Source organism: Streptomyces sp. NPDC041068, from assembly GCF_040647455.1.
Lineage (GTDB): Bacteria > Actinomycetota > Actinomycetes > Streptomycetales > Streptomycetaceae > Streptomyces.
In genome coordinates this window covers 44,350-62,310 of record NZ_JBEZCG010000024.1, presented here as the reverse complement: position 1 = coordinate 62,310, position 17,961 = coordinate 44,350, and the positions used below count along the sequence as shown (strand labels likewise).

At 70.1% G+C, this 17,961-nt stretch carries 18 protein-coding genes; 8 read left to right on the top strand and 10 right to left on the bottom strand.

What is annotated here, in order from left to right:
* Positions 1–89 precede the first annotated feature (89 nt).
* Entirely contained in the window at positions 90–3,218 is a 3,129-nt protein-coding gene (locus AB0B50_RS39325; RefSeq protein ID WP_362341072.1) for a molecular chaperone Hsp90, read from the top strand.
* A 222-nt stretch (positions 3,219–3,440) separates the two neighbouring features.
* Positions 3,441–4,280, top strand: a complete 840-nt coding sequence (locus AB0B50_RS39320) for a calcium-binding protein (RefSeq protein WP_362341069.1) — start codon at positions 3,441–3,443, stop codon at positions 4,278–4,280.
* Between the two features lie 18 nt (positions 4,281–4,298).
* Here AB0B50_RS39320 and AB0B50_RS39315 read toward each other — a convergent pair whose 3' ends face one another.
* Together AB0B50_RS39315 and AB0B50_RS39310 are read right to left on the bottom strand one after the other, a co-directional pair.
* Positions 4,299–6,698, bottom strand: a complete 2,400-nt coding sequence (locus AB0B50_RS39315; RefSeq protein WP_362341067.1) for a cation-translocating P-type ATPase — start codon at positions 6,696–6,698, stop codon at positions 4,299–4,301.
* A 95-nt stretch (positions 6,699–6,793) separates the two neighbouring features.
* Positions 6,794–7,063, bottom strand: a complete 270-nt coding sequence (locus tag AB0B50_RS39310) for a DUF2530 domain-containing protein (protein WP_362341065.1) — start codon at positions 7,061–7,063, stop codon at positions 6,794–6,796.
* Between the two features lie 200 nt (positions 7,064–7,263).
* On the opposite strand from AB0B50_RS39310, the gene AB0B50_RS39305 reads away from it, so the two are divergent.
* Positions 7,264–8,712, top strand: coding sequence for an NCS2 family permease (locus AB0B50_RS39305; RefSeq protein ID WP_362341062.1), 1,449 nt, complete (start codon positions 7,264–7,266; stop codon positions 8,710–8,712).
* 27 nt (positions 8,713–8,739) lie between these two features.
* On the opposite strand, the gene AB0B50_RS39300 is transcribed toward AB0B50_RS39305, so the two are convergent.
* Positions 8,740–8,922: a ribbon-helix-helix protein, CopG family gene (locus AB0B50_RS39300; RefSeq protein ID WP_362341060.1), complete on the bottom strand. Its 183-nt coding sequence runs from the start codon at positions 8,920–8,922 to the stop codon at positions 8,740–8,742.
* A 143-nt stretch (positions 8,923–9,065) separates the two neighbouring features.
* Here AB0B50_RS39300 and AB0B50_RS39295 point away from each other — a divergent pair, with 143 nt between their 5' ends.
* Both AB0B50_RS39295 and AB0B50_RS39290 read left to right on the top strand, forming a co-directional pair.
* Positions 9,066–9,503: a MarR family transcriptional regulator gene (locus AB0B50_RS39295; protein WP_362341058.1), complete on the top strand. Its 438-nt coding sequence runs from the start codon at positions 9,066–9,068 to the stop codon at positions 9,501–9,503.
* A 73-nt stretch (positions 9,504–9,576) separates the two neighbouring features.
* Entirely contained in the window at positions 9,577–10,923 is a 1,347-nt protein-coding gene (locus AB0B50_RS39290; RefSeq protein ID WP_362341055.1) for an MFS transporter, read from the top strand.
* Positions 10,924–11,011: 88 nt separating this feature from the next.
* Here the strand turns inward: AB0B50_RS39290 and AB0B50_RS39285 are convergent, their stop codons facing one another.
* On the bottom strand, positions 11,012–11,572 hold the full coding sequence (locus tag AB0B50_RS39285; RefSeq protein WP_362341052.1) for a GNAT family N-acetyltransferase: 561 nt from the start codon (positions 11,570–11,572) through the stop codon (positions 11,012–11,014).
* 87 nt (positions 11,573–11,659) lie between these two features.
* Here AB0B50_RS39285 and thpR point away from each other — a divergent pair, with 87 nt between their 5' ends.
* Positions 11,660–12,253 carry an RNA 2',3'-cyclic phosphodiesterase gene (gene thpR / locus AB0B50_RS39280; RefSeq protein ID WP_362341050.1) on the top strand — a complete coding sequence of 198 codons (594 nt, stop codon included), beginning with the start codon at positions 11,660–11,662 and terminating at the stop codon, positions 12,251–12,253.
* Between the two features lie 138 nt (positions 12,254–12,391).
* On the opposite strand, the gene AB0B50_RS39275 is transcribed toward thpR, so the two are convergent.
* Together AB0B50_RS39275 and AB0B50_RS39270 are read right to left on the bottom strand one after the other, a co-directional pair.
* On the bottom strand, positions 12,392–13,384 hold the full coding sequence (locus tag AB0B50_RS39275) for an aldo/keto reductase (RefSeq protein WP_362341047.1): 993 nt from the start codon (positions 13,382–13,384) through the stop codon (positions 12,392–12,394).
* Positions 13,385–13,590: 206 nt separating this feature from the next.
* Positions 13,591–14,136 (bottom strand): MarR family transcriptional regulator, encoded by a 546-nt coding sequence (locus AB0B50_RS39270; protein WP_362341044.1) that lies wholly within the window; start codon positions 14,134–14,136, stop codon positions 13,591–13,593.
* On the opposite strand from AB0B50_RS39270, the gene AB0B50_RS39265 reads away from it, so the two are divergent.
* The gene (locus tag AB0B50_RS39265) at positions 14,135–14,677 is read left to right on the top strand and encodes a carboxymuconolactone decarboxylase family protein (RefSeq protein ID WP_362341041.1); all 543 of its coding nucleotides are present in this window, start codon (positions 14,135–14,137) and stop codon (positions 14,675–14,677) included. The two genes, AB0B50_RS39270 and AB0B50_RS39265, sit on opposite strands and share 2 nt — an antisense overlap.
* Positions 14,678–14,694: 17 nt before the next feature.
* Here the strand turns inward: AB0B50_RS39265 and AB0B50_RS39260 are convergent, their stop codons facing one another.
* The 4 genes from AB0B50_RS39260 to AB0B50_RS39245 form a co-directional block, all read right to left on the bottom strand.
* Positions 14,695–14,889 carry a hypothetical protein gene (locus tag AB0B50_RS39260; protein WP_362341039.1) on the bottom strand — a complete coding sequence of 65 codons (195 nt, stop codon included), beginning with the start codon at positions 14,887–14,889 and terminating at the stop codon, positions 14,695–14,697.
* 62 nt (positions 14,890–14,951) lie between these two features.
* Entirely contained in the window at positions 14,952–16,217 is a 1,266-nt protein-coding gene (locus AB0B50_RS39255; RefSeq protein WP_362341036.1) for a DUF418 domain-containing protein, read from the bottom strand.
* A gap of 47 nt (positions 16,218–16,264) precedes the next feature.
* Positions 16,265–16,522 carry a DUF397 domain-containing protein gene (locus tag AB0B50_RS39250; RefSeq protein ID WP_362341033.1) on the bottom strand — a complete coding sequence of 86 codons (258 nt, stop codon included), beginning with the start codon at positions 16,520–16,522 and terminating at the stop codon, positions 16,265–16,267.
* Positions 16,519–17,331 carry a helix-turn-helix transcriptional regulator gene (locus tag AB0B50_RS39245; protein ID WP_362341232.1) on the bottom strand — a complete coding sequence of 271 codons (813 nt, stop codon included), beginning with the start codon at positions 17,329–17,331 and terminating at the stop codon, positions 16,519–16,521. The genes AB0B50_RS39250 and AB0B50_RS39245 overlap by 4 nt, the downstream gene beginning before the upstream one ends.
* Positions 17,332–17,414: 83 nt before the next feature.
* On the opposite strand from AB0B50_RS39245, the gene AB0B50_RS39240 reads away from it, so the two are divergent.
* Complete coding sequence (locus tag AB0B50_RS39240) at positions 17,415–17,825, top strand: hypothetical protein (RefSeq protein ID WP_362341030.1); 411 nt, start codon at positions 17,415–17,417, stop codon at positions 17,823–17,825.
* Positions 17,826–17,961 lie beyond the last annotated feature (136 nt).

Below are 17,961 nucleotides of genomic sequence, written 5' to 3'. Positions count from 1 at the left end.
CCCCCGCGGGAAGCGGTAGCGTTCCGCCGCAGAGCCAAGAGCCACCGCCCAAGCCAGCGCAGCGCCATCGCAGAGGAGAGCAGACCACCGTGAGCAAGACCGTGCGGCCGGCGGCCGAGGGCACCGACCCCTTCGGCACCGCCCGCCTCCGCCGCGGAGTCCTCGACGCCTGGGCCGCCGCCCCGGCCCGCTTCCGTGAGGACGCCAACGCCGAGGAGGACCTCGCCCTCGGCGGCTACCGCGACCGCCTCGTCGTCGAGCTCGCCCAGAACGCCTCCGACGCCGCCGCCCGCGCGGGCGTCCCCGGACGCCTCGCCCTGACCCTGCGCGACGGAGTCCTCGCCGCCGCCAACCGCGGCGCCCCCCTCGACGCCGCCGGCGTCGAGTCCCTCTCCACCCTCCGAGCCTCCGCGAAGCGGGAGGGACACGAGACGAGCGCGAGCACGAGCGTCGGCCGCTTCGGCGTCGGGTTCGCCGCCGTGCTCGCCGTCACCGACGAGCCCGCCGTCGTCGGCCGCACCGGCGGCGTCCGCTGGTCCCTGTCCGAGGCACGCGAACTCACCGCGGAGACCGCCCGGTTCAGCCCCGGCCTCGGCGACGAGGTGCGGCGCAGGGACGGCCACGTACCGCTGCTCCGCCTCCCGATGGCCGCCGAGGGCACCGCCCCGGACGGCTACGACACCGTCGTCATCCTGCCCCTGCGCGACGCCGCCGCCGAGGACCTGGTGGCCCGCCTCCTCGACGGTGTCGACGATGCTCTGCTCCTCGCCCTGCCCGGGCTGGAGGAAGTCAGCATCCACACCCCCGACGGCGCCACCCGCACCCTGCGGCGCCGCTCCGAAGCCCCGTACACCGTCGTCGAGGACAGCCGTGACGGTACGACCCGTTGGCGTACCGCCAGTCGGCAAGGCCCCCTCGACGCCGCCCTGTTGAAGGACCGGCCCGTCGAGGAGCGGTTGCGCCCGCACTGGTCCGTCACCTGGGCCGTACCCGCGGGGCCCGACGGAACCCCGGAGCGCCCCCGCACCACCCCCGTCGTGCACGCGCCGACGCCGAGCGACGAGCCGCTGGGCGTACCGGCGTTGCTCATCGCGTCGTTCCCGCTGGACACCGCCCGGCGGCACGTCGCCGCAGGGCCCCTCGCCGACTTCCTGGTGGAGCGCGCGGCCGACGCGTACGTCGAACTCCTCGCCGACTGGCGGCCGGTGACGGAGGAGATCATCGGTCTCGTGCCCGGTCCGCTCGGCAAGAGCGAGGTCGACGGCGCGCTGCGCCACGGCATCCTGGAGCGGCTGCCGCGCACCGCCTTTTTGCCCCCCGCCCTGCCCCGGGCGGAAGGCGACGAGGAGGAGCTCCCTGAAGTCCTGCGGCCCCGTGACGCGGAGGTCGTGGAGGGCGCGGGGGCCGACACCGTCCGGGTCCTCGCCGAGGTGCTCCCGAGCCTGCTGCCCGCGGGCCTCGAGCGCCGCGCCGAGCTGCGCACCCTCGGCGTCGCCCGCGTCCCGCTGACCGAGGCGATCGACCGCCTCGCCGGTCTGGAGAAGGAGCCGGACTGGTGGCGGCGGCTGTACGACACCCTGGCCGGGGTCGACCCCGACCGGCTCTCCGGGCTTCCGGTGCCGCTGGCCGACCGGCGTACGACGATCGGGCCGCGGCAGGTGCTGCTCCCCGCGTCCGGCGACGAGCGCGACCCTGCCTCCCTCGCCCGCCTGGGTCTGAAGGTCGCCCACCCGGACGCCGCCCACCCCCTCCTGGAGAAGCTCGGCGCGCTGCCCGCGACGCCCCGCGCCGTGCTCACCACGCCGCAGGTGCGCGCCGCCGTGGCGGCCTCCCTGGACGACGACACCTGGGACGAAGAGGCGCTGGACGCCGAGGAGTTGGCGGAGGTCGTGCTCGGCCTCGTACGGGACGCGAACCTCGCGCCGGGCGACGAGCCGTGGCTGGGCGCCCTCGCCCTGCCCGACGAGGACGGCGAGCTCGCCCCCGCGGGTGAGCTCGTGCTGCCGGGTGGCGCCTTCGCCGAGGTCATGGGGGACGACGAACTCGCCCTCGCCGACCAGGAGTTGGCCGACCGCTGGGGCGAGCAGCCGCTGGCGGCGTGTGGTGTGCTCGCCACCTTCGCCCTCGTACACGCCACCGATGTCGTCCTCGACCCCGATGAACTGGAGCCCCGTGAGGGCGACTTCGCCGAGCCGGACGACGCGGGTCTCCTGGATGCCGTGGACGTGTGGTGCGAGGACGTGCTCGACCGGCTGCCCGACGCCCCGGTGCCGCCGGTGGCCACGGAGATCGTCGCCGTGCGGGATCTCGATCTGGTCGACGAGGACCGCTGGCCGCAGGCCCTTGCGATGCTCTCGCGTCCGCCGCTGCGCGACGCGCTGACGCAGCCGCTGCGGGTGCTGCTTCCGGACGGCACGACGGAGACCGTCCGCTCGTACACGGCGTGGTGGCTGCGCGGCAATCCGGTGCTCGGCGGCCGCCGCCCCGCAGGGCTGCGCGCGGAGGGCGGCGATCCGCTCCTCGTGGGCCTGTACGACGCCGCGGACGCGTCCGGCTTCGGCGACGAGCAGGTGCTGCGGGCCCTCGGCGTACGGACCTCCGTCGCCGCCCTGCTTGAGGAGCCGGGCGGCGCCGCCGAGCTGCTCGACCGCCTCGCGGACCCGGAGCGGACCGTTTCCGCCGCTCAACTGCACGCCCTGTACGGCGCCCTGGCGGATCTCGACCCGCAGCAGGTGACGCTCCCCGACGAGCTGCGCGCGGTGGTGGACGGCGAGGTCGTGGTGGTCGACGCGGCGGACGCGGTGGTCGCCGACGCCCCCGACCTGCTGCCGCTGGCCGGCGGTGTGGCGCTGCTGCCCGTGGCGCCCCGCAAGGCCGGGGACCTGGCGGAGCTGTTCCAGGTGCGGCGCCTGAGCGAGACGGCGGCCGTCGAACCGGCGGGCGAGGGCGTCGAGCACGCGGTGCCTCAGGCGGTGCGGATCCTGCTCGGGGCGGCGACCCCGGAGACGTACGTCGAGCACGAGGAACTGGTCGCGGGCGGCGTGGAGCTGGACTGGCGGCGCACCCCGGACGGCACGGTGCACGCGGCGACGCTGGAGGGTGTCGCGGCGGGGCTCGCCTGGGCGGCGGGTCAGTGGCCGCGCCGCTTCGAGGTGGCGGCGCTGCTCGAAGATCCTTCGCGGACCGATGAGTTGGCGCGGGACCGCTGGTTCGACTGAGGTCCGCTGAATTGAATGTCAGGTTCCGCCCCTTTTCGGACTGCTCGAATGGGGTGGAATCTGACATTCCATTACTCGGTCACAAAATGTTTGCCCGCTGTACAACCAGCCGCCCCTGTCGAGGGTCTGATCTTCCGAGTCAACAGACTCCTAGATCATTCGGGACTCGCGTGACGGCAGTCGCAATGCACCGCGAGCTCCCTTTGCAACAGGGGAAACAACATGCGTATCCGTGCCACTGTGGCCGCCGTTTCCGGCGCCCTGGCCCTTTCGGCCCTCGCTGTTCCCGCCGCCACCGCGGCCGACGAGCCGAGCGCTCCGAACCTGTCCCCGTTCGTCGCGAACGCCCCGTCCGCCGCGGGCGCTTCCGACACCAAGGTCACGAAGGTCGTCGTCAACGGCGGCAAGGACATCGTGGTCGGCACCACGAAGACGAAGTTCGTCAAGGTCGCGGTCACCCTGACCGACCCCGACGGCATCAAGGACTCCATCGGTTTCCTGTGGCACGGCAGCGACTTCGAGACGAAGATCGACGGTGCGATCACCCCGCCGGACGGCGTCCAGGACGCCGACTGTGTCAAGGCCGACGAGACCACCTCGACCTGCACGATCGAGATCATCGCCAACCCGAAGGACAACATCTACGGCAATGTCCTCGCGGGCAAGTGGAAGGTCGCCGTGGGCGCGGTGGACGGCCAGGACAACGAGTTCTTCGTGGAGAACTTCCAGTCCCACTCCGTCAAGCGTGCCGCCAAGCTGACCACCAACGCCTCCCCGGAGCCCGTCAAGAAGGGCAAGACCCTCACCGTCACCGGCGCCCTGACCCGCGCCAACTGGGACACCTCGAAGTACGCGGGCTACACCAAGCAGGACGTGAAGCTGCAGTACAAGAAGAAGGGCACCAGCAGCTACACGACCCTCAAGACGGTCAAGTCCGACACCAAGGGCAACCTGAAGACCACGGTGACGGCCTCCGCCGACGGCTACTACCGCTACGTCTTCGCCGGTACGTCCACGACCCCGGCCGTCACCTCGACGAGCGACTTCGTGGACGTCCAGTAGCAGCAGCCGCCCCTGCCGTCAGGCGGGAAAGCGGCGGTCCACCCAGCGGTAGACGACCTCGATGAGCAGTGAGGCCACCGCCGCGATCGCGACCGCCGCCCACGGCATCGTCGTGCCCACCAGCTTCAGCTGGAAGAAGTCCTGGAGCCAGGGCACGGTCAGGACGAGCAGGAAGCCGAGACCCATCGCGCCGATCAGGCAGATCCGCCACCACGTGTAGGGGCGGGCGATGATGGCGAGCACCCACATGGCGATCAGGAACAGCGCCAGGGTCGCCGCGCTGGTCTCGGCTTCCCGCGCGCCCGCGCCCTCGTAGTGGTGCCGGGCCAGGAGGTACGTCGCGAAGGTCGCGAGGCCCGCGATGACGCCGCCCGGGATGGCGTACCGCATGACCCTTCGTACGAAGTGGGGCTTGGCCCGCTCCTTGTTGGGCGCGAGGGCCAGGAAGAACGCGGGGACGCCGATGGTGAGGGTGGAGAGCAGCGTCAGGTGGCGCGGCAGGAAGAGGTACTCGACCTGTGAACAGACCACCAGCAGGGCGATGATCACCGAGTAGACGGTCTTCACCAGGAACAGCGTGGCGACGCGCGTGATGTTGCCGATGACGCGGCGGCCCTCCGCGACGACCGAGGGCAGCGTCGCGAAGCTGTTGTTGAGGAGCACGATCTGGGCCACGGCGCGGGTCGCCTCCGAACCCGAGCCCATGCTCACACCGATGTCGGCGTCCTTCAGGGCCAGCACGTCGTTCACGCCGTCGCCCGTCATCGCGACCGTGTGGCCGTGCGACTGGAGGGCGCCCACCATGTCCCGCTTCTGCTGCGGGGTGACCCGGCCGAAGACGGTGTGGTCGTCCAGCGTCTTCGCCATCTCCTCCTTGTCGGTGGGGAGCCTGCGCGCGTCGACGGTGTTCTCCGCGCCGGGCAGCCCGAGCTTGCCCGCGACGGCGCCCACCGAGACGGCGTTGTCACCGGAGATGACCTTGGCGGCGACGTCCTGCTCCTCGAAGTAGCGCAGGGTGTCGGCGGCGTCGGGGCGAAGGCGCTGCTCCAGGACGACCAGGGCGGTGGCGCGCGCCCCCGCGGCCACGTCCGGGTCGTCGAGGTCGCCTGCCGCGCGGGCGAGCAGCAGGACGCGCAGGCCCTGGTGGTTGAGCTCCTCGATCTCGGCGAGGGAGGGGTCGCCCTCGGGAAGCAGCACGTCGGGCGCGCCGAGCAGCCAGGTCGACGTGGTGCCGTCGCCCTCGCTGAAGGAGGCGCCGCTGTACTTGCGGGCCGAGGAGAAGGGCAGGGACTCCGTGCAGCGCCAGTCCTCGCTGTCGGGGTAGGCGTCGATGATCGCCTGGAGCGAGGCGTTGGGCCGCGGGTCGGATTCGCCGAGGGCGCCGAGGACCGTGCGTACGTATGCCTCGTCGCTGCCGTTGAGGGGGCGCAGCTCGGTGACGTCCATGCCGCCCTCGGTGAGGGTGCCGGTCTTGTCGAGGCAGACCGTGTCGACGCGGGCCAGGCCCTCGATCGCCGGGAGTTCCTGCACGAGGCACTGCCGGCGGCCGAGCCTGATCACACCGATCGCGAAGGCCACGGAGGTCAGGAGCACGAGCCCCTCGGGGATCATCGGGACGATTCCGCCGACCGTGTAGGCGATGGACTCCTTGACGTTGTCGTCCTTGACGACGAGCTGGGAGATCACCAGGCCGATGGAGGTCGGCACCATCAGCCACGTCACGTACTTGAGGATCGTGGAGATGCCGGAGCGCAGCTCGGAGTGGACGAGCGTGAAGCGGCTGGCCTCCTCGGCGAGCTGTGCGGCGTACGCCTCGCGGCCGACCTTGGTGGCGGTGAACGCGCCGCCGCCCGCGACCACGAACGAGCCGGACATCATCTTGTCGCCGGGCTTCTTGATGACCGGGTCGGCCTCACCGGTCAGGAGTGACTCGTCGACTTCGAGGCTGTCGGTCTCCACGGCCTCGCCGTCGACCACGATCTTGTCGCCGGGGCCGAGTTCGATGACGTCGCCGAGGACGATCTCGGAGGTGGAGACCTCGGTGGCCCTGCCGTCGCGCCGCACGGTCGGCTTGGCCTCGCCGATGACGGCGAGTCCGTCCAGGGTCTTCTTGGCGCGCCACTCCTGGATGATGCCGATGCCGGTGTTGGCGACGATCACGAAGCCGAAGAGGCTGTCCTGGATCGGCGCGACGAACAGCATGATCACCCAGAGCACGCCGATGATCGCGTTGAAGCGGGTGAAGACGTTCGCCCTGACGATCTCGCTCAGGGAGCGCGAGCTGCGTACGGGTACGTCGTTGATCTCGCCGCGAGCGACCCGCTCGGCGACCTCCGCGGTGGTCAGGCCGGTGGCCCGCGTCGGGGGTGGCACCGGGTGGACCGGGTCGAGTTCGGCGCCCGCGTCGATATGCGTCATGCATTCGACGGTAAGCGTGGTCTTGGGGCTTCACCCCTTGAATGCCCCAAAGATCCGACCACGGTAGGACCCGTCCCGTCCCGTGGTTGTACGGACTACTGGGGCCGCGCGCCTTCCGAAGTGACCTTCGCCCTCTTGATCGCGGCGTCGCGCCCCCGTACGTACCAGACGCCGATGAGGCCGAGTCCGCCGCCGGCCAGGCAGGTCCAGATCCACCAGGTCGCGTCGCGGTCGTCGAACCAGCCGTAAAACGGGAGCTGGGCCAGGAAGAGGACGAACCAGAGGATCGTGCCGCCCGTGATGGTGGCGACCACGGGGCCCTCCAGGGGCTCCGGCGCCTCGTGCTTAGGGGTCCACTTCGCCATGCGTACAGCTTACGAGGCGTGGGCGGCGCCCCTTACACCCCTTGTGCCTCAAGGGTCTACGCGCGGAGATAGCGATTTCCGCCTCATGTATTCATACTGAAACGGCTCGTTAATGGCCGGTTGCTTTCGTACGAAGTTCCAAATCGACCGGAAGTAAATGCTTAACGATCTTTCCCTTCCCTGAGTTCACGAGGTCCCGCATGCCTTCCTCGGCCACTGCCCCGGTCGACGCCAGCAAAGAGCCGCCGCAGCCCCCGAAGAACGGGCTCGACGCGTACTTCAAGATCTCCGAGCGGGGGTCCACGCTCGCCCGCGAGGTGCGCGGCGGCTTCGCCACCTTCTTCGCGATGGCCTACATCATCGTGCTGAACCCGATCATCCTGGGCAGCGCGAAGGACATGTACGGGCACCAGCTCGACAACAAGCAGCTGGTCACCGCGACCGTGCTGACGGCGGCCTTCACCACGCTCCTCATGGGCGTCATCGGCAACGTCCCGATCGCGCTCGCCGCGGGCCTCGGCGTGAACACCGTGGTCGCCCTCCAGCTCGCGCCCCGCATGTCGTGGCCCGACGCGATGGGCATGGTCGTCCTCGCGGGCTTCGTCGTGATGCTGCTGGTCGCGACCGGCCTGCGCGAACGCGTGATGAGCGCCGTGCCGCTCGGGCTGCGCAAGGGCATCGCGATCGGCATCGGCCTCTTCATCATGCTGATCGGCCTCGTCGACTCCGGCTTCGTCTCGCGCATCCCGGACGCCGCGCACACCACCGTCCCGCTGCAGCTCGGCGGCGACGGGCACCTCAACGGCTGGCCCGTCCTCGTCTTCGTGCTCGGCGTGCTGCTCACCCTGGCCCTCATGGTGCGCAAGGTGCCCGGCGCCATCCTCATCAGCATCGTCGTCATGACGATCGTCGCGATGATCATCAACTCCGTCGCGGACATCCCCTCCTGGGGTCTGACCAGCCCGGAGTGGCCCGGCAACCCGGTCTCCACCCCGGACTTCGGGCTCGTCGGCGAGATCAGCATCTTCGGCGGCTTCGAGAAGGTCGGCGTCCTGACCGGCATCCTCTTCGTCTTCACCGTGCTGCTCTCGTGCTTCTTCGACGCGATGGGCACGATCATGGGCATCGGCGACGAGGCCGAGCTGACCGATGCCAACGGCAACATGCCCGGCATCAACAAGGTCCTCTTCGTCGACGGCATCGCGGTCGCCGCGGGCGGCGCCTCGTCCGCCTCGGCCACCACCTGCTTCGTGGAGTCCACGGCGGGCGTCGGCGAAGGGGCCCGCACGGGCTTCGCGAACGTCGTCACGGGCGGGCTCTTCGCCGTGGCGCTGTTCCTCACGCCGCTCGCCACGATGGTCCCGTCCCAGGCGGCCACGCCCGCGCTGCTCGCGGTGGGCTTCCTGATCCTGTCCGGTTCCATCCGGGCGATCGACTGGAGCGACTACACGATCGCGATCCCCGCGTTCGTGACGATGCTGATGATGCCGTTCACGTACTCGATCACGAACGGCATCGGCATGGGCTTCATCGCCTTCACTGTGCTGCGTCTCGCCGCGGGCCGCGGTCGCGAGGTGCCGGTGGCGATGTACGTGGTGTCGGCGGTGTTCGCCTTCTACTACCTGATGCCGGCGCTGAACCTGACGTAAGCGCCCGAAGCCGAAGGGGCGCGGCGTCTACGCGACCCCGTAGAACTTCTCTGTCTCCTCGACGGACGTCTTGAATCGTTCGTCGAAGTCATCCCGAATGAGCGTCCGGACCACATAGTCCTGGACGCTCATTCCTCTTTTGGCCGCGTGCTGTCGGAGCCGGTCGAGCAGCTCACCGTCTATCCGCAGGCTGAGCACTGTCGATCCCATGCGAGACAGGGTCCACGGGCCCCGAGGGCGGATGCGTCGCTTTCCGAAGTCGACTCACTCATATGGGTGACGAAAGGGTTCGGTATCCAAGCCACGGGAAACCGAGTGGTCTTTAGCGAGGGTAATGAGTTACGCTAACAAACATGCCGGACCTCTCCCATGGTGACGACGCCGTCGCCGTGAACGCCTTGCGCTCCGCTGTGATGCGCCTGTCCCGTCGACTCAAGCACCAGCGCGTCGACGAGTCGCTGAGCCCCACCGAGATGTCGGTGCTCGGCACCCTTGCCCGCTGCGGCAGTGCCACTCCGGGCGAGCTCGCCCGCAAGGAGCATGTGCAGCCGCCGTCGATGACCCGCATCGTCGCCCTGCTCGAGGCCAAGGGGTTGGTCCGGCTCGAGCCGCACCCCGAGGACCGCCGCCAGAAGGTGGTGACCCAGACCGAGACCGCCGAGGCCATGCTCGAGGAGAGCCGCCGCAAGCGGAACGCCTGGCTGGCCGGTCTGGTCGAGCACCTCGACGAGGACGAGTGGGAGCGGCTGCGCGCGGCCGCACCCGTCCTGGAGAAGCTCGCGCACCTGTAGTCCCGCGGCACCCCGCGGGCACTCCCGCCCCGCCCGCGGGAGACGTACGTATGCCCAAGGAGGCGAACCCACTTTGAGTACGGGATCCGGAGCAGACTCCGCCCCCGCACCAACCGCCCTCGACAACCCTGTCCGCCCCCGCAAGACTTCGATGTTCAGCTCGCTGAAGATCCGCAATTACCGGCTCTTCGCGACCGGCGCCGTCGTCTCCAACACCGGCACCTGGATGGCCCGCATCACCCAGGACTGGCTGGTGCTGAGCCTGACCGGATCCTCCGCGGCCGTCGGTATCACCACGGCCATGCAGTTCCTGCCGATGCTGCTCTTCGGCCTGTACGGCGGCGTGATCGCCGACCGGTTCGCCAAGCGCAATCTGCTCTTCCTCACCCAGGGCGCGATGAGCCTCAGCGGGCTCTTCCTCGCCGCGCTCACGCTCAGCGGCCACGTCCAGGTCTGGCACGTCTACTTCGCGGCCTTCTTCACCGGCCTCGTCACCGTCGTCGACAACCCGACGCGGCAGTCCTTCGTGTCCGAGATGGTGGGGCCCGACCAGGTCCGCAACGCCGTCTCGCTGAACTCCGCGAACTTCCAGTCCGCGCGGCTCATCGGCCCCGCGGTGGCGAGCGCGCTGACCGCCGCCGTCGGACCCGGCTGGGCGTTCCTCGCCAACGGCCTGTCCTTCCTCGCACCGCTCACCGGCCTGATGCTGATGCGCACCGGCGAGCTGCACCACACCGCGCGGGGGTCGCGTGGCAAGGGGCAGCTGCGGGAGGGCCTGAACTACGTGTCGAAGAACCCCGAGCTGATCTGGCCGATCGTCCTCGTCGGCTTCATCGGCACGTTCGGCTTCAACTTCCCGATCTGGCTGAGCGCCTTCGCGGACGACATCTTCCACGGCGGCGTGGGGATGTACGGGCTCTTCAACACCCTGATGGCGATCGGCTCGCTGGCCGGCGCGCTGCTCGCCGCACGGCGCGGCACCTCGCGGCTGCGGCTGCTCGCCGGGGCGGCCGTCGCCTTCGGCGTGCTGCAGATCGTCGCGGCCTTCGCGCCCGACCTGTGGCTGTTCGTCGCGCTGATCGTCCCGATCGGCATCCTCGGCCTGACGGTGAACGTCACCGCCAACTCCTCGGTCCAGATGGCCACGGACCCGGAGATGCGGGGCCGTGTCATGTCGCTGTTCATGATGGTCTTCACCGGCGGTACGCCGCTCGGCGGGCCGCTCTTCGGCTGGCTCGCCGATGCCTACGGCGTCCGGGTCAGCATGGCCGTCGGCGGTCTCGTCTGCGCGCTCGCCGCGGTGGGCGTCGGCTTGATGCTGGGGCGCGCCGCGAACCTGCGGCTCAAGGTGGACCTGCGCCGCGGCCGGCAGCACGTGCAGTTCGTGCCGAGGGAGCGGGAGCTGGCGACCGCGGCGTGATGCCGTGCGGCGCCTCCTGGCCGTGCGGCGCCTCCTGGCCGTGCGGTGTCTCTTGGCCGTGCGGCGCCTCTCGGTCGTGCGGTGCCGGTCACAGGTGCCGGGCCAGGATCTGGCCCGGCCACCTGCCGTCGGGGCCCGTGAAGGCCTCGGTGGCGGTGAAGCCGTTGCGTTCGTAGTAGGCGACGAGTGCCCGGTCGTCGCCCGCGTAGCAGTCGACCCTGAGCAGCCGGACGCCCTGCCTGCGGGTCTCCGCCACCGCGTGCGCGAGCAGGGCGGCACCCACCCCGCGTCCGGCGAACCGCCGGTCCGAGGCCAGCAGATGCACGTACCGCTCGGGTTCCTGGGCCGGGGCGACGTATGACCCGGGTGCGTCGGTGAGGGTCAGCGTGCCCGCCACGGTGCCGTCGATCTCGGCGATCCAGGGGGCGCCCGTGGTCACGTACTTCTCGACCATCGCCACGGCGTTCGGGTTGGTGGACCAGGGCTTGGTGCCCCACTGTCCTGTGCGGCCCCGCGACACGAGCCAGGCGACCGCGCCGTCGAACAGGCCGAGGATCGCGGGAATGTCGTCTGCGCCGCCTTCTCTGATGCTGATGTGCCCTGTGTGCTCTATGTGTTCCGTGTGGTCTGTGTGACCTGCATGATCCATGTGACCCATGTGATCTATGTGACCCGTGTGATCCATGAGGGGAGGCTAGGTGAGTCGTTCGCGTCCGGTCCAGGGAGACTTTCCGTCATGAGACTCTTCGCCGCGGTTCTCCCGCCCGACTCCGCGAGCCGCGAACTGGCCGCGGCCGCAGCCGAGTTGAAGGCCCTGCCCGGCGCGGACGAGCTGCGCTGGACCGGGCGTGACGGCTGGCACTTCACGCTCGCCTTCATGGCGGAGGTGGCCGACGAGACGGTGCCGGACCTCTCCGTACGCCTGGAGCGGGCGGCGCACCGGACGTCCCCCTTCCCGCTCGCTCTGCGCGGCGGCGGGCACTTCGGGGGGCGGGCGCTGTGGGCGGGCGCCGCGGGCGACGTGGCCGCGCTGCGCCTGCTTGCCGCGCGGGCGGACGCGGCGGCGCGCAAGGCGGGTATCGCGATGGAGGAGCGGCACCGGCACTACCGCCCCCACCTGACGCTGGCGCGCGGCCGTGGCGAGACGGATCTCGGGCCGTACGTCGATGCCCTTCGGCCCTTCGAGGGCGCGGTGTGGACGGTGGGGGAGCTGGCTCTCGTACGCAGCAATCTGCCCAGGAGCGGGGTGCCGGGGGAGCGGCCGCGCTATGAGGTCGTCGGGCGGTGGGCCCTGGGAGGCGGCGCGGGGGCGCCGGGCGGCGCCGGTTAACCTCGACTACGTGGACCCGAAAACCAGGAACCGGATCATGGCCGGTGTGCTCGTGCTGATGTTCGTCGTGGTGGCGGTGGCGGCCGCGTTCGGTTAGTCGAACGCGGGCCGTCCCGCGTACTGCCGTGCCGGTGACGGCTACCAGGCGAACGACTCCGGCGAAGGGCCGGGTCCCGGGAAGATCTCGTCCAGCGAGGCGAGGAGCTCCTGGGAGAGGTCGAGCTCGACGGCGCGCAGCGCCGAGGTCAGCTGGTCCGCGGTGCGCGGGCCGACGATCGGTGAGGTGACGCCGGGCCGGGTCAGCAGCCAGGCGAGCGCGACCTCGCCGGGCTCCAGGCCGTGCTTGTCGAGCAGATCCTCGTACGCCTGGACCCGCGCGCGGACCTCCGGCTTGGCGAGCTCGGCCGCGGCGCGACCGCCGGTGCGGCGTGAGCCCTCGCCCTCCTTCTTCAGGACGCCGCCGAGCAGGCCGCCGTGCAGTGGGGACCACGGGATGACGCCGACGCCGTAGTCCTGTGCGGCCGGGATGACCTCCATCTCGGCGTCGCGCACGGCGAGGTTGTAGAGGCACTGCTCGCTCACGAGGCCGTAGCTGCCGAGGCGCCGGGCGGTCTCGTTGGCCTGGGCGATCTTGTAGCCGGGGAAGTTGGACGATCCGGCGTAGAGGATCTTGCCCTGTGCGACGAGGGTGTCGATGGCCTGCCAGATCTCCTCGAACGGCGTCTGCCGGTCGATGTGGTGGAACTGGTAGATGTCGATGTGGTCGGTCTGCAGCCGCCTGAGGCTGGCCTCGACCTCCCTGCGGATGTTGAGCGCGGAGAGCCGGTCGTGGTTGGGCCAGGTCGGCTCGCCGTCCGGGGTCATGTTCCCGTACACCTTGGTGGCGAGGACGACCTTGTCGCGCCGTCCGCCGCCCTGGGCGAACCAGGTGCCGATGATCTCTTCCGTGCGGCCCTTGCCGACGGTCTGGCCGTAGACGTTGGCGGTGTCGAAGTAGTTGACGCCCGCGCCGAGCGCAGCGTCCATGATCGTGTGGCTGTCGGCGTCGTTGGTCTGCGGCCCGAAGTTCATGGTCCCGAGCGTGAGCCGGCTGACCTTGAGTCCCGTGCGGCCGAGTTGTGTGTACCTCATGGGGGCCCAGCCAATGCCTTGGAGTGGGCTATAGGCAAGGGGAGTTGGGGCGGCCCGGGTCAGTCGCGGGGGAATTCGTCGGCTTTGAGGGCCAGGTCGACGACGGTGCCGGCCAGGTCGATATCGTGGCGCTCCTCCCCGGCTGCCCCTCGATCAGGTGCAGCCGCGCAGCGCAGCGATACGCACGGAGGCGAGGTCGCGTCCGGTCACGCGCCGCCCAGCCACCCCGCCGCGTCGAGCCGGAACGCCTCCGGTGGGACGACGGTGCGCAGGTCGTCCTCCAGGGCGCCGAGGCGTCGTACGCCGATGGCCTCGGCCCACTCCGCCCGCAGCTCCTCGAAGATCGCCGCCGACCGGCGCAGCGCGTCGATGCCGTGCGGGGTGAGGCGGATCAGCTTGCGGCGGGCGTCGGCCGGGTCGTCCGTGCGGTGTGCGTAGCCGAGGGCGATGAGGCGGTCGACGGTCTTGCCCGCGGCCTGCTTGGAGACGCCGAGGCGGCGCCCGATGTCGCTGGCGGTGGCGCCTTCGGCCCCGATGGCCTGCATCGCGAAGCCGTGGGCGGGGCGGACGTCGGGGTGGCCCTGGTGGGCGAGTTCGGCGTGCAGGCGGTCGATGAGGGTGCGGAAGCCGGCGAAGAGGAGGAGGGGGAGCTCGTAGCCCCGGCCGTTCCCTTCGGGGTTCCCCGTGTCCTTCCTCTCGCCTTCCTCCTTGCCAGTATCGACAACCTGGTTTACCTTCTTTTCGTCAACCATGTTGTCCACCTTAGAGGCCTTCAAGGGGTACGTGATGTTTGCCGAGCACACGCTGGAAACCGCACCGCCTGCCTCGCGTCAGGCCATGGAGAACACCGCCGCCGCCTTCGGGAAGGTGCCGGACGCGGTCGCCCGCCTCGCGGAGTCGCCCGAACTCCTCAATGGTTTTCTTGAGTTGAGCGCGTCCTTCGAGCGCGCGACCCTCGACCCCGTCGCCCGGGAGGTCGTCATCATGACGGTCGCCGTGCGCAACGACTGCCACATCTGCGTCACGATGCACACGGGCAAGCTGCGGAAGCTGGGCGCGGAGACGGGGGTGATCGCGGCTCTGCGGGAACAGCGGCCGCTGGACGACGAACGCCTTGAAGCGGTACGGCAGTTCACGCTCAGCGTCCTCGCCACGGCGGGCGGGGTCGACGACGCCGCCCTGAAGGAGTTCTTCGCGCACGGCTACACCGAGCGCAACGCCCTCGAAGTCGTCCTGGGCATCGGTACGTACACGATGTCGACGCTGGCGAACCGCCTTACGCGGGCGGCGTAGGCGTACGCGTAGGCGGGTCAGTCCGCCGTCCGCGCCAGGTACGCCACCGCGCCGACCACCCCGAGGACGGCGCAGACGGCCACCGTGATGGAGCGGGCGGTGTCGCCGAGGCCGAGCGGGTAGCTGATGCCCGCCCCGATCGCGATGCCGAGGATGGCGAAGCCGGTGTGGGTCCATATGACTCGCTGGAGCCGACGTTGCTGGTAGTCCATGGCTTGATCCTGCCGCGGCGGCCGGGCCGTGGGAAAGCCGGGGGGGGGCGGGCCCGGGGAGGTCACGTCCGGTACATCAGGCGCCGCAGGACCGTCTCCATCGGGCCCCGGCGCCCCGCCCGTTCCAGCGCGTACGCCCCCGCCACCGTCACCAGCCACACCCCTGTGGCGACCAGCGCCACCGTCGCGCTGGTCAGGTGCGCGCCGAGGCCGAGTCCCCAGGCGGCGAGGAGAGGAGCGAAGAGGAGGGAGTGCGTGAGGTAGCAGGACAGGGAGCGCTTGCCGACGGCGGAGACGGCGGTGACCGCGACGGCAGCCCGTGCGCCGTGCCTCGCCGGGCGCCGCGTCCACCAGTGGGCGAAGAGGGCGAGGGTGGCGACGTACCCGAGTCCGGCGGCGTTCCCCGTGACGTCGCGCAGCAGGCTCAGGGCCCCCGACTCGCTCTGCGCGTCGTCCGGTACGTCGAGTGCGCCGATGTGCGCGAGGGCCGCGGGCAGGGCCCCGAGCCAGCCGATCGCGATGCCGAGCACTGCCGTGCGGCGCAGGAGGGGGAGGTGGCGTCCGGGTTCTTCGAGGATCCGGTTCCTCGCGGCCCAGAAGCCGAGCAGGAACACGGTGAATCCGCCGCCGACGAGGGAGAGCGGCGCGGCGGCGAAGGTGACGAAGAGGCCGCTTTCCAGGCGGGTCCCGGCGGCGCTGACCCAGCTCGGGTCGTCCGCGGCGTAGGCGGCCGAGCCGGGTTCGGCGCCCGCGTCGCCGAGTGTCCCCAACTCGCCCCGCATCCAGGCCGACACGATGGGCTCAAGCGCGCCGAAGAGCAGCAGTGCGGCGCCGATCCCGATCCACCACTTCAGCGCGCGGTCACCGCGGCGCAGGAAGAGCAGGCCGAGGGCGAGGCTCAGCAGTCCGTAGTAGCCGATGATGTCGCCCGCCATGAGGAGGGTGGCGTGCGCGAGGCCGATGACGATCAGCAGGAGGCTGCGCTTGCGGAGGATCTTCGCGGCGTCGCGCGGTGCGGTCCCCGCGGAGGTCTGGCGCAGGTACAGCTGTGTCATGCCGTACCCGAAGAGGAAGGCGAAGAGGGGGTACACCCGCATGTCGAGGGTGGTGATCATCGTGAACTGAACGGCGTGGTCGAGCACCCCGCCGTCCACGGGCTGCCACCCGGAGGGCCCGCGCTCCGCCTTCCAGAGGTGGAAGGCGGTGTTGGACAGCACGATGAGCAGGAGCATCAGCCCTCGGGCGAGGTCCGGGGCGAGGGCGCGTTCGCCTGTACGTAGAGGCGTCGCCGTCTCGTGTGCCGTGGTGCCTGTGGTCTCGACCGTCATGTCTGGACGGTAGGGAGGCGGGGGGTGGGCGGGCGTCCGTCTTCTGGCTAGGGGGCGGCGACCAAAGTGTGCGGATGTTGGAGGAAGGCGGTCCAGGTGGCTGGGGTGACCTGGAGGGTGGGGCCGGTGGGGTTCAGCTTTGAGTCGCGGATGTGGATGGTGGTGGGGGAGGGGGCTATCTCCAGGCATTCACCGCCTTGTCCGCTGCTGTAGCTGGACTTGGTCCAGGTGAGGGCTACCTCTAGGCATTCGCCGCCCTGGTCGCCGCTGTAGCTGGACTTGAACCACATCAGCTCGGTGTTCATTGCGCCTGCGCCACCTGTTCGATCCATTTCGCGGACTCTTCGGGGTTGAGAGCCTGAGCTCGCAGAATGCCATACCTCGCGAACAGGTCTCCCAGGTCCGGGTGTTGACGTACGAAGTAGCCTCCGCTCGGTCCCTCGACGTATGCGACGCGGTCACGCTCGGCCGTCTCCAGCAGGATCATCGGGCCGTTCAGCCCGGCGTGGGTATTGCGGTTGTGCGGCATCACCTGGATCTCGACATTCCGCCGTCCCCCGACGTCGAGTACATGCCCCAACTGCTCCTTGAGTACCTGGCGGCCGCCGAGCGGGCGAGTGAGTGTGTGCTCCTCCAGTACGAAGCCGACGAGCGGTGCGGGCTTGCGGTGTAGTACTTGCTGCCGATCGAGCCGGGCTGCCACGCGGGCCTCGACCTCCTCGTCCTCCGAGGGCGGGCAATGGCAGTTGAAGATCGCCCGCGCATACGACTCGGTCTGGAGCATCCCGGGGATCACGTGGTTCGCGTACATGTAGATGGCGACAGCCTTCGCCTCAAGCTCGGCGTAATCCTCGAACCATGACGGGAAGCGGTTGGCCCGCAGCTTCCTGCCTGCTGCAAGAAGTGCACCTTGTGCACCGAGCGCCTCGTCCGCGATCTCGACGAGCTTGCCCTTTGGAGGCCGCTCGCCCCGCTCCACCATTGCCACTTGGGACTTGGAGTACCCGACGTATCCGCCCAGCTTCTCCTGTGTCATCCCGGCCCGTTCGCGGAAGAAGCGCAACAACGAGCCGAACATCTCCAGGTTTCCTGAGTTCTGCTCACCGGAGTGCACAGCCACCTCCCCAAGTGCACAATGCCGCACGGCCAAAGCCCAGCCCTGGTCACAGTATGTGAGCGCCCGACAGCATTCGCTGCATGAACTCGGAAACCTCATCACTCAGGGTCCACGACTGGATCCCGGCGACGGGCCACGCCCTGCGCCACGCGGGAATCCACTTCGACGCGGTACGGATCGGCGGCGCGCTGGGTGAGCAAATCGCGTACGGCCTCATGCAGTTCACGGAATTCCGCGCGGGCCCGATCATCCGCGAGGCGACGGGTGGGCGTTACTTCTACTTCCTTCTGCCCCCGCAGACGGCGGAGTCGTACACCTGGCCGATCGGCGCGCGGGCGCTGAGCCGGGGCGCCGGCGGCCTCGCGTACGTCGGCGTGCCCGCGCTGGACGGCTATACGTGGCCGCTGGACTGGAGGTCGCACCCCACGGCTGAAGTGCCGTTCGTGGAGGTGGAGTTGTTGCATGAGACGGCCAGATGTGCGGTACGGTGACCGCGCAATCACGCTCTGTGCCCGTCTGGGTGTGGAGCGGTCCCCGGAGGTGCTAGCAACACCGCCCGAGGACCTTCACCACCGAATGGATCAGAGGTCCACCGGGATGCTTCGGCATGCTATCGCGCCCACGCGG